This is a genomic window from Carboxylicivirga fragile, assembly GCF_050589805.1.
Classification (GTDB): domain Bacteria; phylum Bacteroidota; class Bacteroidia; order Bacteroidales; family Marinilabiliaceae; genus Carboxylicivirga; species Carboxylicivirga fragile.
Genome location: NZ_JBNGOY010000018.1, coordinates 25,676 through 39,874, shown reverse-complemented (window position 1 = coordinate 39,874; position 14,199 = coordinate 25,676). Strand labels below are relative to the sequence as shown.

Sequence of the window (14,199 nt, the reverse complement as noted above, 5' to 3'; positions counted from 1 at the left end):
TCGAATATTTGTGTTTTTAGTATTTACTCTGCCTATTAGACCAATAAGTTAAAGAAATGTTCGATTGATTTTTCATCTTTGCTAATTATTAACATTAAGGGCTGAACGCACTTCCGGGTTCCTTTTGATGACTTTTTATTTTCCACGTGTTACACCCGTAGTTATTACTAATTAATCCAATCGGGATTAAGAATTGTAAAAACTACAAAACAAGCTACAGACTTCTCGCTAACAACTACCGGACTTTTTTTTATAATGTACTTAAAAAATTCAGAAACTGATTCGCACAATTAATATTCCTATTATCTTTGCTTATTTGGGTATAGTTCAACACTGGTTCAAATTTTATAGTTCACAACATTTATGGAGCAATTTATTGCTGTTATTACGGAGAAAAGAAACATTGGTTTAACACTCATTCCCTATTATGTAGAGAATGGGGAAGAAAACTATTTAGCCTTATCGGAGCAAGCCACTGAGGAACATCTCAAACAAAATCGCTATCCATTTTCTAAAGCTCAGGCAGAAGTAGTTAAACTTTTAAGTAGCATTAATGAACAAAACCTTTATAAACGTTTCTCGAAACAAAAGAACCTGAAACTATTCTTTGAGAAGTTAGATCCGAAATACGCTGAAGAACACATACGACCATACATCGATAAAAAGATTTCAAAGGCGCTTGAAATACTAGCGCTCGATGAAACCCCCGTTTATTATAAAAACCCAAAATACAGTAGAATATACATCGCTGATCGCATCAAGGTTAGTCCAACATACGATGAAGCTATCTTTAGTTTTAAACTGGAATATTCAGGATTAAAATACACCTTAAAAGTTATGAAGGGTGACACTTCGATGGGTTTAACTAACCGCGAAGTAATTGAGCTCACCGCCACTCCTGCCACTTTTTTAATCAATAATCGTTTATTTCGATTCGAAGAAATTAATATTAAGAAGTTTCAACCATTCCTGAGAGTTAATCACTTGTTGATTAAACCCCAAAGTGTAGAAACCTATATGAATGCCTATGTAAAAACTTGTATTCGCAATCATCGTGTTGAAGTGGAAGGGTTTAGAGTATTCGATAAAAAGGTAGACATGAAGCCTATTCTATTACTCGAAAAAGATCTGTCAGGTAATGCTGTACTTACATTAAAGTTTAAGTATGATAGAGATGAATATCTGGCAGGAACAAAATCCCGTGTTTTTGTTGAGATGCGAAAATACAAGCGTGATTTTACCTTTTTCCGATTGGAACGCGACATTGATAAGGAGCAAGCCGTCATTGGCAAACTAAAAAAACTAGGATTAAAAAGTGTAGGCGAATCGCAATACCTGCCAAGCAACATTGATTTATTAAAAGAAGATCAAATAAATGAAGTTATTGAGTGGACTAATCTGAAAAACGCCGTTTTAATAAAAGCAGGGATTATCCTTACGCAATCAGGTTTTGACGAAACCTTTTACACTGGTAATGTAAAGTTAGAAGTTGCTTATGAAGAAGATAATGATTGGTTCGACATTAATGCCATCATATCTGTTGGTGAATTTAAAATTCCATTTCATAAAATACGGCAGAACATCATAAAAGGGAAACGTGAATTCATCTTACCCAATGGCGAATATTTTATTATTCCAATGGAATGGTTCACACGATTTAGCGACCTAATGCATTTTGTTGATATCAACGATGAGCAGATGACACTTGACAAGATGCATTTCAACCTACTCGACTCAAAAAAACTGCAGGAAATATCACCCAACTGGTATAAACGCATCAACGATTTAGTTGAACAAGACACCAGCGAATTGCTAACACCTCCGGATAGCTTAAATGCCGAATTACGCCATTATCAGCAGGAAGGTTATACATGGATGCAGCTCTTATATAAAAATAGTTTTGGAGGTATTCTGGCCGATGATATGGGGCTTGGTAAAACCATTCAAACCTTATCTCTTTTACTTGATCATTACGATGAAGAAGAACAGGAAGCAAATGAAAAATCATTAGATAAGCCTCAAGAAGAACAACAATTGGCTATGTTTGATACACCAATAGTCGGTTTCAACAAAAGTAATAAGGCGGCTAGTTTAATTGTGATGCCTACCTCACTGGTACACAATTGGGCCAACGAAATAAAGAAGTTTGCTCCCAAATTAAAGGTATATATCTACACTGGGACCAATCGCTTAAAAACCAAAGAAATTGGCAACATACTAAAGCATTATCACATTGTATTGAGCAGTTATGGTGTGGTACGCAACGATATTGATTATTTAAAACATTATCAGTTTCATTATGTGATACTGGATGAAAGTCAGAACATTAAAAACCCTGGATCAAAAATATACCAAGCAGTCACTACTCTCGATTCCAAATTCCGCCTGGTATTAACGGGTACACCAATAGAAAATGCATTGGTTGATTTATGGGCACAAATGAATTTTGTAAACGATGGGTTATTAGGCAGTCTCAATTTTTTCAAGAACCATTACGTTGGTCCCATCGAAAAGAAACGCAGTGAAGAGAAAGAGAAAAAACTACAGCAACTCATTAATCCGTTTATTCTTCGTCGCACCAAAGATATGGTAGCCAAAGAATTGCCACCAGTTACCGAGCAAGTATTGCTATGCGACATGACTGAAGATCAACAAAAATACTACGAAAAAGAAAAGTCAGGTATACGTAATGAGTTATTAAAAGCCATTGAACAAACAGGCGTGAACAACAATGCTATACTAGCATTGCAGGCACTCACCAAATTGCGCCAAATAGCCAATCACCCTGCCCTAATCGATGACGAGTACAAAGGCTCATCAGGCAAGTACCAGCAAATATTTGAGAAACTGGATAACGTGATTACGGAAAAGCATAAAGTACTAATATTCTCTTCCTTTGTAAAAGATCTTGAGTTGATTGAAAAAGATTTACAGAAAAGAAAAATGGCCTATTCAAAATTGATAGGCTCAACCACTAATCGACAAAAAGCCATTGATGAGTTTACTAAAAATGAGGATTGCAGAGTTTTCCTTATCTCCCTCAAGGCTGGTGGCGTTGGTTTAAATTTAATAGAAGCCGATTATGTGTTTATGCTTAACCCATGGTGGAATCCTGCTGCGGAATTACAGGCCATCAACCGTGCGCATCGCATAGGACAAACTAAAAATGTGTTTGTTTACAAATTTATCTCTTCCGAAAGTATCGAAGAAAAAATAATTAAATTACAAGAAAGAAAACTTGAATTGGCCGATACATTTATTACATCAAATAATCCACTTAAGGACATCAGCAAAAATGATCTGAAAGAATTATTTGCATAAATTTAATTGACAATACAAAACACTAATTAACTAGTAATTACATACAATTATTACATATAATAAGAAGCATTTATTAAATTTGCACAGTTTTTGTTGAATTGGCACAACTAAACATCTTTATAAAATAATTAAACGATACGATATGAGATTTTTAAGCACCCTCTTACTTTTTGCACTATTTATAGGAAACACTGTAGCCCAGGAAGAAAACGAAGCTAATGAACAAACACAGGTTAGAAAGATGGGCTCTTTCGACAAGGTGAAAGCCAGTAAAGGTATTAATGTAACTCTGGTTGAAGGCAATAAAGAATCGATAGAGATACATATACGTAATGGTGAACTAAGTGATGTTGTGAGCAGCATAAAAAGTCGTCAATTAGTATTAAAAATGAAAACGAAGATATATAAAGACATGGCTGTTCAGGTTTATGTTACTTATAATACCATTCGTGAAATAGAAGTTGGTTCAGGAGCCAGCCTTGATGCCGATAACACCATTTACGCAGATAAGCTTAAAGTAAGAGCAGGAACAGATTCTAGTGTAGAATTAGATGTTGATGTTAATGCCATAGAAGTATCTGGTTCGGCCTCTCGAGTTGAATTATCAGGCGTAACGAAAACGCAGGAAGTAAATATGGGAACAGGTGGTAAATACCTGTGTTATCCTTTAGAGTGCGAAGAAACGGTTGCTAAGGCAACTCTTGGTAGTAACGTAGAAGTTAACGCAAGTAAAAAATTGATTGCAACAGCAGGTTCGGGTGGTGTAGTAAACTATAAAGGAGAACCAGCTAAAATTGAGAAAAAAGAAAATACAGGAGGTAAAGTAAAAGCCTACCAGAGCGAAGGCTAAAGACATTTTAACTGGAAACCAGTAGCTTATTTTCAAGATTCAAACATTGTTGAAAATAGTTTTGGTAAATAAAATCCTTTTACTTTTCTTTGCACCGCATTTGAGCCAAACGGGTTCAGAAACGATGCAAATACGGTTCCGTAGCTTAATTGGATAGAGCACTGCGTTACGGCCGCAGAGGTTGCAGGTTCGAGTCCTGCCGGGATCACATAACAAGATATCAAATTGTATAAAAAGCCTGTAAATCGTTCGATTTACAGGCTTTTTTGTGTTTATACAAATCGTAATAAATCATTCTAAACGGTATAAATGCATATTTTTTGTGACCTATTTCGTGACTGACGAAGGTCCAAAATATTTATCAGAAACTTCGCTACAGCAATGAACTGATCGGTTTCTAAAGCTTTAGAAACCGGTCTTTTATTTTTTAAAACCAATTAGGATGAATATTTATTTTTAAATATTTTACTGGTCTTTCTTTTTAGGCTTATCTCTTTGCTTTTTTTGAAGTTTTTTTGTCAATTTATCTTCCAATCTTTTGGCAGCTTCGTTCACAAATGGCACTGATATACCAACAATAAAGCGCCATCTATTCCAACTGACATCCGAATATTTATCGGGATCTACAATTGATCCGCCGTCTCCATCGGGAAAATCGATGGGTTGCGAAATGGGATATTTAGCACTTGCAAGAGTAGCACCTAGGGTAATATCTGCCCTTGGAAAATCCAATACAACGCCACCTCCATAATGGTTGATGTTTGAAAAAAATGTAGAAGATTGAAGATCCATCGAATAATCATCCAAGTTTTTATTTGAATTAACCGCTGCTGAATAATCCGTGGAATAACTCAAGTAACCACTTATGTGCTCATTGAATACATAATTATATCCAACACCAAAATTTATTACCGAACTCAACTTATCTTGTAACATTGGTGTTATATCAGTACCAGTACTTTGACCAGTAAAGGTCTCTCCTTGCATAATGGTATAGTTGTTGATTTTATGAAAGTATTCTCCACTCCCCATTAATTTACCTCCCCAAAGTTCTACACCTACTCCTACTGCAACGGAGAAAGGTGTTTTGTAATTGCAATTTACGCCACTTTGATTATTGCGAACATATATAGCATCTTCTGAACCTACGCCTGCAAGATATTGCTCATAATTAAAAGTACCCTCTCCTTTTAATCCTATGGTTGGAGTAGTAATAGTTAAACCGATTTGAACAGGATCTAACTCAGCTGCTAAACCAATCTTAAATAATAAGCCATAGTTCTTAAAACTATATGACTTCCTATTTTGATAAAGTGCCACATCGGTATGATTATAAGCCTGAAGCTGCGTTACTCCAGAGGCATTCTGATCACGTATATTAAGAAATCCAGTTACACCAATACTAAATTTATCGTTACCACTGTATGACCAAGTCCCTCCCATCCACTCTTCGTTAAATTTCTTATTGGTATTAATAGAACCACTAAAGTATTCTTCACCAGGCAAAACCTCTATTAATTGACCATAGTTCTCTGCACCCCCAGAAATATTCGTATCCATCCGCCTTCGGGTTAAAAAGGCATAGGCAAAATGATGGTTATCCCAACCTTTTACCGAAAAAGTACCTGCAACCAAACTTGGTCCACCTCCAAATTTATTGTTCCGCTTGGTGGCATTGGGGTCATCTCCAGTAGCGTTATGAATGGTCACTTTATTTAATTCGTATACCTTTCCACTTATAACAAAAGCAGGGTTATCAACCAATCCCAATCTTGCCGGATTATAAAATACAGCCCCCAAATCTTCAACAACGCCTACAACAGAATTACTAAGAAGCATTGATTTAGTACCAAACTGTTCGGTCCAATAATGAGCATCTTGCGCGGTAACGACACTAGAAAACAATGCCACAAATAAATAAACATATAACCTTTTCATAGATCTGTATAATTGATAAAAGAATTATTTGAGAAAAAAATTCTTCATTCTCCTTATTTGATTCATTAAATGTAATATTAAAAATACTAAAAAATGAGAATATAAGTAAATCCACATCGTATATGGATACACCTATAATTAAGAATTTAACAATAAAAGAGGTGGATAGCACACTTGCAGATAATTTTTATGAACTTTCATTTCGCGCCGATACTTTTCTTCAACTATTAATTTTCATCTTCACTTTTTCAGGTCCATCGGTGTTCTTCATCCCTCGTCAGCAAAAGCTCATGCCAGGCTTTCGCAGCCTTATTTTCATTGTTTGTCTTTTAAAGGATTCAAATAAAGCTGCTCACCTTCGGTCATTTTATTCATGGGCAATGTATCTACCTATAATACCTCACGCCTTAACTTTAACACATCGAACATAAATACAAGCCACTCACTTCTGAATGGCTATTAAAAGATTTCTAGTCTGTTAATTCAAACTAAACCTAACAGGTATGGTATAACTAACTATTATGGTTTTACAAAGCTGTTTGCCAGGCTTCCATAGTGGCATAGCTTTAATTACTCGGATGGCTTCTGCATCTATTTCTGAAGATACCCCTCTAAGTATTTTGATAGTTATTACACTACCATCTACATCGATATAAAAGCTAATAAATACGGTTCCATAAACACCACTTAAAGTATTGTCCATCAAAAAATCAAGCTTACCATAAATCTGAAAATATTAGTTAAAGTATGAATTGTTTTTTATTTCTAATTGCACTTTTTGTCATTTATATTCTTTTGAGCTATCCCACATTACATAAAATGAAGATGGAATATCATAAACATGCAATAGGCAAATAAGGAGTAATAAACAACAAAAAAGGCTGCAACTAGCATTTATTAATTATGCAGTTACAGCCATAAAGGTCTTAATAGAATCTTATTATTATATCTCGTATTTAAGTTTCACTATTACCTCTTGCTTCGCTTTCTGTATCAATAGATAATGATTGAATGGCTTCATCAAGCTTTTCGGCTAAATTAGATGTCACTTGTATATGATTAGAGATATTTTGGATAGCAGTATTTATTTCAGTTGATTGTGCAGCCTGTTCTTGGCTGTATTCATGAATTTCTGAAATTGCCGATACTGTTTGATTAATGTAATCTTTTAATTCAATAATTTTATGATTGGCATTTTGAGATAAAGTCAAGCCTGCATCTGATAATTCAGTAATATTAACGGCTGCTTTCTGCGATTTTTCTGCTAGGTTTTTAACCTGTTTAGCAACTTCTGAAAAAGTTCGTCCGTACTCACCTGCCCTGGCAGCCTCAATAGCGGCATTAATCGATAATAAATTGGTCATTCTTGAAAAATCGGAAACAAAACTAATTTCTTCCGTTATGTTTTCTATCGCTTTTACTGTTTGAAGTACTGTTTCAACACTTGTTTCTGCACTTTCTTCCACGCTCTTAGCCTTGGACAACATTTGTGTCGACTTAGTTGCTGTATCATCAATATTACCGGCCATCTGCCCAATTGATGATGCCAACTCCTCTACTGTGGCAGCTTGATTATTGGTTGCGTCACGCAGCTCTACTGAGGTTAAACTCAGTTCTTCTTTTACCGCATCCATTACTTCGGTTAGTTTTTCCTGAGCCTGCTTTAATTTATCATTCTGACCTTCTATTTTTTTCGTGGCCTCGTTAACAGCCTCTTCCAATTTTTTATTGTTTTTGCGTAGGCTTTTTAAACTGAAATAAATGACCAAATAAACAAGTCCTGAGGCAATTAGCACATAAAGTACGTAGGCAAACCAAGTACGATACCACGGTGGCTTAATAGTAAAACTATAACTGGTCATTTTACTAATCATTCCTCTTGAATCGGCACATAGTAGTTTAAAACAATATTTCCCTTCACGCAGATTAGTGTACTCCTTTTTTGTTTCATCTGAATACGGACTCCATGCTTTATCGTATCCTTCTAACTGATATGAAAAGCTAAGAGCATTTTCTTTATCGTAGCTATTGGTTCCAAATTCAAATGAAATAGAGTTTTCCTTAAAGACCAACTCCGGCATCATTGATTCTGGCTGGGTATAGGTGTGATAAAGGTATAAACTATCACGTTTTGAGCTTTCATCGTAATAGGTTCCAAATTGAATAATTGAATCGCCATTAACAGCCACTTGCCTTATTATTGCATTAAACAACTTGTTCTTATTGGGTATAAATTGCCTGTCTAAATTAAAAACTGCATCCGAATTAATACCCCATAAATCACCATCAAAACAGTAAAAATCTTTAAGCTGATTAACGCCTATAAACTGATCTCTGTCGATTTGATAATTGGACTTGTTATCTTTACTAATAATGGAAATTCCTTCATCTGTACCAACAAACAGTTCATTATTATAAGCATGCATAAAGGTGACATACGTTGAACTTAAAGAATCAGTTAATGGATGGTGTTTTAACTCAAAGCCGCTGAGATTGGCTTTATCATAATGCATTGAAAAAATATCTCCATTTTTGGTAATCAACAATTCTGAATCGAAAAACTGAATCTCATTCAATATTTCTTTGTCGCCATCATTAATTTGATGTAGTTCATAATCGCTAAACGAATCATCTTTTATACGTAGAACAAATATTTCGAAAGGATTGGTTCTAAACCAAATATCTCCATTCTCATCCTGTACAATGGCTACAATATCGTCTTTTACCTCTCTTACTTTTAAGGAATCCACAATTTTTATAGGTGATGAAGAACTCGTCTTCTCATACTTTAGAAAAGTTAAACCCTGCTGACCAAGTACTATCCAATCTGGATTATTCCGTATTCCCTGAATGACATATGGCAACGATTCTGTTTTGAAAATATGATTCGGCTTATTATTATAAAAATCAAAAAGACCAAATTGTGTTGCATAAATAAGCCTATCACCAAGATCGCAATGCGACCAAACTTGCTCATCTAAAATCGTATTTATTGCATGATTATGCTTTCCATATTTGTTAGGCGATAACTTAACTACCTTGTCCCATGTTCCCGCTATGTATTCGTTATTAAATTTGGTTAAATTCATAGTGTAAACATCGTATTCCGAATTCTTATCTAAAACCGAAATCGGAGAGTTTAGTTTAATCATGCTAATACCCTTACTATGCGAACACCACAGGTTACCCAAATTATCGCAATTCATCTTATAAATCATCTCGCGATCGGTACCCAGGTTCTTATCAATTGTCTTTTTTACATTTAGGTTGGCATCAGTAATAATTACGTTGCTTCACGAATACCTACCCAAAGTCCTTTCCACACCTTAGGTTCAGGTTTATCAGAGATTTGCAAATCAATTGTCACATCCTCTTCTCCTACAGTTATTTCTTTTCTTAAGTAGGTATTTGAAGCATCCATTGCAACACCGATAATGTGACTCCCTTTCGATAAAACCAACTCCTTGGGTGTTTTGTGCCCTTCATATATTCCATCAATATAGATATAGCCTTCAGAAGGACTAGTTATTTTCACCAAAGGAACTTTATTGACGTCTTCGGATGATGATTTGCATGCACTAACAATTAGTATTAAGGTAAATAGATATATAGGTTTCAAATTCATTTTTTAATCTAATAATTACCTGGGTATAAACAGGCGTTTGAAATTGGTGGTAATACAATTATTACCACCTTAACTTATGTTATAAGATATTCTTTATTTAAGCGGGTGTAACATTGCTGCTACACCTCCACCAGCAAACAGTTTTATTTTTGATTTGTACTTGTTATCAACTTCTATTTCTTCAACTTTAAAATCGTTGGCATCTCTATCGGCGTTAATGCCATCGGTATAAATGGTCATCGTATATTTTTTTCCTTCAGGTAGGAACGATAAATCAAGCTCTAAGTCACGCTCATCCCAATCGCCCATTCCACCAATGTACCACTTATCGCCATTCTGACGCGCCATAAGCAAATAGTCGCTCACTTTGGCATCAAGCACAACCGTTCTATCCCAGACTGTTGGCACATCCGATAAAAATTTCATACACTCAGGCTCACGTTTATAACGTGTTGGACTATCACAAAGCATTTGTATTGGGCTTTCGTAAATAACAAACATGGCCAATTGGTGACAGCGCGTTCCCATACTCATTGGAGTATCAAAGATGGGTTCAAAATCTTTGTCCTGAGCATTAGCCATTGCACCCGGTGTGTAATCCAGTGGACCGGCTAACATACGACCAAAGGGTAAAATTAAATCATGCTCGGGTGTTTGGCGCAGACTCCATTTAAATTGCTCGCCCCCATTAACACCTTCGCGAGTCATAACATTTGGATACATGCGACGTAAACCTGCTGGTTTGTATGAACCATGAAAATCAACCATCAACTCATATTCGGCTGCTTTGGCTGCAATACGATGAAAGTAATTAACCATCCATTGGTCATCGCGGTTCATAAAATCAACTTTGATACCCTTAATGCCAAGATCCTTAAACAACTCAAACCCTTCATCAATTTGATTATCCAATGTTTTCCAAACAACCCAAAGTAGAACACCCACATTTTTACTATCGGCATATTCAATTAACTCTTTCAGGTTTAATTCAGGTTTAACCGCAGTGATATCGCCCAACTCGTACCATCCTTCGTCAAGCATGATATTTTCAATACCGTATTCCGATGCGAAATCAATATAATGCTTATACGTTTCCGTATTAAAGCCAGCTCTAAAATCAACACCATACACATTATTGGCATTCCACCAATCCCATGCCACCTTACCTGGTTGAATCCAGTCGGTATTTTCAATTTTATTTTCCGAAGCTAATAAGAATGTTAATTGATTCACTACTAACTCAGCATCGTTACGAGCAATGGCGAATATACGCCAGGGAAAAGTTCGTGTACCTTTGGTTTTGGCAATATATGATTCACGTTTTTTAATCGGTAAGTTACGGTCGCTTAACTCATCAAAGTGCTTAACCACTTGTGCCGATGTTCCACTAAGAGTTAAACCCTCAGCACCACGTAACCACCAACCCGGATAATCAATCAAATCCGTTTCGGCAATCACTATTTTAGGCCCATTGGCTGGGTTTAAAATTAATGGTAAACTGGCTAAATCATCTTTACCCAATTTTTGAACTGATGTATAATCGTAATATACCTGGTTGTGCGATTGAAACTTCTTCTCGCGGCCCCACCAGCACATATAGTTTTCAGGGAAGCTGTATTCGCCTTTTTCATTAACAACCGTAATGTCGTTGACCATTGAGGTTTCGAAGCGATAGGCAACACCTTCGTTATATGCTCTAAAGCTCATGGCATAATTTCCATCAAAAGTTATGCTTAGCTCATTACAATTATTCAGCACCTCTGCTTCTTTTACCTTAACTACTGGCTTTATCGTTTCTTCAATTCGACGTTTATCAACCTTGAGTACCTTTGGGTTTTGAGCTAGAGTTTTTGATTCTAACTCCAATGCTAATTCCGATGGGCTCACAATGAACTTCCCATCTTGCTGAATCGATATTTGTACTTTATTTGATACATGTACAGAAAGTACAGTTGTTTTATCAGGTGAACTTACACTGTAAACTTTTTCTTTAGCACTGGCATTCACAAATAAGAATGTCGCACATAGCAAAGTCGTTATCTTAATTAGATTGGTCATTATGCTTATTATTTTCTTTTTAATTCTAATTGTATTGATTGATAAGGGGACGGATAGGCTGTAATCCAAACTTCCGCTTTCAAATCGAGCTTTTCTTTTTCGTAACCCAATACAAATACCTCAATTTCTTTTCCAATATCCTCCTTACTTACAGGGATGTAATAGGTGTAATTTTTATCGCGTTTGGCATTGATGTACTCCCAAGTATTTGATTGGTAGGAAACGGCACGATTTGGAGCACCACGTAATTCACCATCAACCTTGATTGAAGCATATGCTCCTTCGTAGCCATGCTCACCATTGATGGCGACACACAAATAGCTGTTATCGGCCACTTCGTTTAAAGTAATATTTGATGACCATGCTTTTTGTGCCACCATCTTGTCGCTGTGGGCAAATAAGTTGGATGCTCGCCAATTGTCTCTATTCACTTTTTTACCAGCTTTAAATCCTTCGATTTCTGATATCTGTTGAGGAAAAGCTTTGAACCTAAAGTAACGAACTGGTGCATTCAAATCAATCACCATTTTCTTTCCTGATAAATAAGTGATGGTTTCCCAATTCACAAGATCAGTTGATACATCAACATAGTTACCTTCTTCGCGTAATAATGGTTGTAGTGAGAATTCGTCGGGAACGGTTATTACAAGCTGATCCAATTCAGTTGCTTCACCTAAATCCAAACGAAGTGTTCCTCCTTTAATCTTTTGGTCTTTACCATATTTTGTAGATGGATAAAAGGACGTACGATAATCACCATCAAACAAATTTTTATCCCACAAGCCTCGTTCAACAAATGTAGGCTGGTTAAAGAAAGCTTCTTGAGCAGCCTTCACTTCAGGTACAGATGAAAAACCAGAACGTTGAATAGATCGTACTTCCAAGGCATTGTTATCGGCGGCATAAACCGTGGCTTCATATAAGGCATTAGCATCTTTAGGAATATCAGTTTCGCTTAAGTCGGCTAATTTTCTATGTGCGCTTTGGTTTAATATCTCCCCTTCGAATTTTACTTTTACTTTTTTACCTTTTAATAAGCTGGTACTACTTTTACCTGCTAAAAGGGCATTAGTGTAGTTTTCGTGTGCGTTCAAAGTGACTGATGCTGTTTGCCCTGGACGACCAAGCAACTCAAGCTCTACTGCTTTACCTTCCACATTACGAATCACCTTATAATCTACTCCTTCTACTGAAGGTTCATCATATATCTCACTTGTTGCAAGTAACATACAGGCTCTAAAGGGTTCAACCACCACCTCAACTTCATCACCAAAAGAATAGGTTCCTAATATTTTTTCAGTTGGATGCCATTGTACAAGCGTTATTGTTTCGTGCTTCTTAAGGCCAATTTCTTCATTTAGTTTAACGGTGTATGCTTGCTCATTCCAGCTCAAATTACGCATTGTGACAATACGACGGCTGTCGTCTCCTCGGCTGACTGCTGATGGCCCATAAGATTCTGGTAAGGCCATGCCATTAACCATTATGTCGGAATATTTTTTATGCAGGTTAAAATATCGCGCGAGTTGCGGGAACTCATTATCGCGCAGAAACCATGGGCTACCATATAGCTCAGGAGCTAGTATTAATGATCGGTTAAATGCCTGCAGTACCAAGTCGTCTTCCCAGTAATCGAGGCATGATGAAAGACAAACGCCGTGATCTTCTGTTAATCGTTTCATTTCAGGTGGTAAGCCACGGTTTAATGCGCCGGCACGGTTGTGCGGAGCAGTTACGCCATTGGTCATAAACACGTCGATGTATGTTTCGTAACCTTCCCACAGGAATGTGGTAGCATAGGGCTTTGCTTTTTGCAAGCCCAAACGGTGATTAAGCAGTATTAAATCCGAACTGTACTTGCGACATTCCTTCATCATTTCAATAAATGCATCTTCTTTTTCGAGGGGAAGCGGACCACAAACTTTATCGAATTTAAATAAAGCAAACTCGTAGTCTTTACAAAGTTTTACCATTTGATCAATACGTGCTTTCTCTTCTTCAGGCGTATCACCAAAGCCATCGGGACCACCCCAAACTCCAAGACGAATGCCTGACTTTTTAGCTCTTTCATAAATAGGATCAAATCCGTTGGGGAATTGTTTTTTAAAGCGATCGGAATAAATACTACCATAAAAGCGTTTGCCATCAATAGCTCCTGCATCAAAGGCATAAATATCCAATTGCATGCCATAGGTTTTCTTCATCCATTCGAAAAAGGCGAGATTAACCATTGTTTGTGCTTCGGTAGCACCCTCATTGGTATTATTGATCCAACTAAAATACTGTGCTTTAGATGGTGTTTTTTCATCGGCACCGGGGAAGACAGTTTCCTGGGCTTGTAAAAAGCCATTACAAAGGAAACATGTTAAGAGAAAGATCGAAATATTCTTCATGGTTTTTCATTTAT

General features: G+C 36.4%; 9 protein-coding genes and 1 tRNA gene. 4 read left to right on the top strand and 6 right to left on the bottom strand.

Features of this window, described 5'->3' with window-relative positions; genetic code table 11:
• Nucleotides 1–363: 363 nt before the first annotated feature.
• From ACRD7B_RS09780 to ACRD7B_RS09770, 3 genes are all read left to right on the top strand, one after another.
• A complete protein-coding gene (locus ACRD7B_RS09780; RefSeq protein WP_430824355.1) occupies nt 364–3,321 on the top strand; it encodes a DEAD/DEAH box helicase in 2,958 nt (985 codons plus the stop codon).
• 142 nt (nt 3,322–3,463) lie between these two features.
• Nucleotides 3,464–4,171 (top strand): head GIN domain-containing protein, encoded by a 708-nt coding sequence (locus ACRD7B_RS09775; protein ID WP_430824354.1) that lies wholly within the window; start codon nt 3,464–3,466, stop codon nt 4,169–4,171.
• Between the two features lie 134 nt (nt 4,172–4,305).
• Nucleotides 4,306–4,379 (top strand) — tRNA-Arg (locus ACRD7B_RS09770).
• Nucleotides 4,380–4,636: 257 nt separating this feature from the next.
• Here ACRD7B_RS09770 and ACRD7B_RS09765 read toward each other — a convergent pair.
• A complete protein-coding gene (locus ACRD7B_RS09765) occupies nt 4,637–6,109 on the bottom strand; it encodes a hypothetical protein (RefSeq protein WP_430824353.1) in 1,473 nt (490 codons plus the stop codon).
• Nucleotides 6,110–6,231: 122 nt separating this feature from the next.
• Between ACRD7B_RS09765 and ACRD7B_RS09760 the strand changes: the two genes are divergently transcribed.
• A complete protein-coding gene (locus ACRD7B_RS09760; protein ID WP_430824352.1) occupies nt 6,232–6,540 on the top strand; it encodes a hypothetical protein in 309 nt (102 codons plus the stop codon).
• A gap of 47 nt (nt 6,541–6,587) precedes the next feature.
• Here the strand turns inward: ACRD7B_RS09760 and ACRD7B_RS09755 are convergent, their stop codons facing one another.
• From ACRD7B_RS09755 to ACRD7B_RS09735, 5 genes are all read right to left on the bottom strand, one after another.
• A complete protein-coding gene (locus ACRD7B_RS09755) occupies nt 6,588–6,812 on the bottom strand; it encodes an energy transducer TonB (protein WP_430824351.1) in 225 nt (74 codons plus the stop codon).
• Nucleotides 6,813–7,065: 253 nt separating this feature from the next.
• The gene (locus ACRD7B_RS09750; protein WP_430824350.1) at nt 7,066–9,261 is read right to left on the bottom strand and encodes a methyl-accepting chemotaxis protein; all 2,196 of its coding nucleotides are present in this window, start codon (nt 9,259–9,261) and stop codon (nt 7,066–7,068) included.
• Between the two features lie 131 nt (nt 9,262–9,392).
• Complete coding sequence (locus ACRD7B_RS09745; protein WP_430824349.1) at nt 9,393–9,734, bottom strand: PEGA domain-containing protein; 342 nt, start codon at nt 9,732–9,734, stop codon at nt 9,393–9,395.
• 93 nt (nt 9,735–9,827) lie between these two features.
• Nucleotides 9,828–11,792, bottom strand: coding sequence for a glycoside hydrolase family 97 protein (locus tag ACRD7B_RS09740; protein WP_430824348.1), 1,965 nt, complete (start codon nt 11,790–11,792; stop codon nt 9,828–9,830).
• 8 nt (nt 11,793–11,800) lie between these two features.
• Nucleotides 11,801–14,185, bottom strand: coding sequence for a hypothetical protein (locus tag ACRD7B_RS09735; protein WP_430824347.1), 2,385 nt, complete (start codon nt 14,183–14,185; stop codon nt 11,801–11,803).
• Nucleotides 14,186–14,199 lie beyond the last annotated feature (14 nt).

Excerpts from the sequence above, each read along its gene's own strand:
- ACRD7B_RS09780 (WP_430824355.1), top strand. The coding sequence starts at position 364 with ATGGAGCAATTTATTGCTGTTATTACGGAGAAAAGAAACATTGGTTTA.
- ACRD7B_RS09775 (WP_430824354.1), top strand. The coding sequence starts at position 3,464 with ATGAGATTTTTAAGCACCCTCTTACTTTTTGCACTATTTATAGGAAAC.
- ACRD7B_RS09765 (WP_430824353.1), bottom strand. The coding sequence starts at position 6,109 with ATGAAAAGGTTATATGTTTATTTATTTGTGGCATTGTTTTCTAGTGTC.
- ACRD7B_RS09760 (WP_430824352.1), top strand. The coding sequence starts at position 6,232 with ATGGATACACCTATAATTAAGAATTTAACAATAAAAGAGGTGGATAGC.
- ACRD7B_RS09755 (WP_430824351.1), bottom strand. The coding sequence starts at position 6,812 with ATGGACAATACTTTAAGTGGTGTTTATGGAACCGTATTTATTAGCTTT.
- ACRD7B_RS09750 (WP_430824350.1), bottom strand. The coding sequence starts at position 9,261 with ATGATTAAACTAAACTCTCCGATTTCGGTTTTAGATAAGAATTCGGAA.
- ACRD7B_RS09745 (WP_430824349.1), bottom strand. The coding sequence starts at position 9,734 with ATGAATTTGAAACCTATATATCTATTTACCTTAATACTAATTGTTAGT.
- ACRD7B_RS09740 (WP_430824348.1), bottom strand. The coding sequence starts at position 11,792 with ATGACCAATCTAATTAAGATAACGACTTTGCTATGTGCGACATTCTTA.
- ACRD7B_RS09735 (WP_430824347.1), bottom strand. The coding sequence starts at position 14,185 with ATGAAGAATATTTCGATCTTTCTCTTAACATGTTTCCTTTGTAATGGC.